This is a genomic window from Streptomyces sp. Ru73 (genome assembly GCF_002920575.1).
In the GTDB taxonomy this organism is placed as follows: domain Bacteria; phylum Actinomycetota; class Actinomycetes; order Streptomycetales; family Streptomycetaceae; genus Streptomyces.
Genome location: NZ_PQSQ01000211.1, coordinates 1 through 1,542 on the forward strand (window position 1 = coordinate 1; position 1,542 = coordinate 1,542).

Here is a 1,542-nt window from a genome sequence, read left to right on the forward strand (position 1 = left end):
AGCGAAGCAGTCCGAACCCCCACCCGCGGAGGCCCGCCACCGCACCCAGTACCACCCAAGCCCGTCCGGCGTTTGAGGACAAACGTCACCGGGGCGCACCCCGACGAAACGGCACCGCTGCGGCACCCTGCGCCACCCGGCGGGCCCGGCGTCACCCAAGATCCAGCGGATCCACCCGAACCCGCACAGCGGCCCCCTCCCGCCGCACCATCCGCGCAGCCCACGCGGCCTTGAGCGCAGAGGCCATCGCCGCCCCCTCCCCCGGCGGCACGCGGACGAGCACCCGCTCCCAGACCTCGCCCACCGGCGGATCCCCGGCCCGCCGCGGGCGCCCCGCGGCGGGCGCCGGCACAGGCACGGGCCCCAGCACCTCGGCCGACATCGGCAGATCCGCAGCCCTCACCAGCTCGGCCACGTCCTCCGGCCGTCCACTCACCGACGCCATCCGCGACACCGGCGGAAACCCCAGCTCGGCCCGGTCGGCCAGCTCCCGTACCGCATGCCCCACGGGATCCCACCGCACCAGCGCCTGCACGGGCCGCAGCGTGGGCTCCCCGGTCACCACGACGACGCCCCCGGCGTCAGCGCCCCGCACCAGCGCCCCCGCACCCAGCCAGCGCCGCAGCGCCTCCTCGCCGGCCCGCAGATCGGGCCGGTTCAGCAGGGCCCAGCCGTCCAGCAGCAGCGCGGCCGCGTAACCGCCCGCCGCGACCGGCTCCGCACCGGGCGTGGAGACGATGATCGCCGGCCGGTCCGGCACGGTGTCCAGCACATGGTCCCGCCCGGACGTCCGCACCGGCACACCCGGGAACGCCCGCCCCAGCTCCTCCGCCGTCCGCCGCGCGCCCACGACCTGCGCGCGCAGCCGCGCGTTCCCGCACTCGGCGCAGTGCCAGTCCGGCGCTTCCTGCCCGCACCAGCCGCAGCTCAGCGCGGTGTCCTGGTCCCTCGCCTCCAGCGGCCCGGCGCAGTGCCGGCAGCGCGCGGGCTCGCGGCACCGGGCGCAGGCCAGCCGCGGTACGTATCCCCGCCGCGGCACCTGGACCAGCACCGGGCCGCTGGCCAGCCCCGCGCGCGCCGTCTGCCAGGCGAGCGAGGGCAGCCGGGCCGCGCGCGCCGCCTCGTCGCGCGCGGTCTCCGCGTCGCCGATCGTGCGGACCAGCGGCGCCGCCGCGCGCACCTGGTCGCGCCCGGCCTCCAGGGACCGCGCCCAGCCGTTCTCCACCAGCTGCGCGGCCTCGACCGTGCGCCCCAGGTCGCCGATCAGGCACGCCGCCTTCTCATGCACCGCGCGCAGCAGCAGCACGTCCCGTGCGTGCGGATGCGGCGCGTGGTCGTCGCTGTGGGCGGTGTGCCCGTCGTCCCAGATCGCGACGAGCCCGAGGTCCTTCACCGGTGCGTACATCGCCGCGCGCGTCCCCACGACCGCGCGCACCGCGCCCCGGCGTATCGCCAGCCAGCGGCGGTACCGCTCCTCGGGGCCCGAGTCCGCCACCAGCACGGCGTGCGAGCCGCGCCCGACCAGCTCGGTCAGCGCGGCGT

Annotated in this window: 1 pseudogene; it reads right to left on the bottom strand. The window is 78.1% G+C overall.

The annotated features are described in order from the left end of the window. Positions 1-151: 151 nt before the first annotated feature. Positions 152-1,542, bottom strand: a pseudogene (locus C3486_RS36575) (primosome assembly protein PriA); the annotation flags it as partial.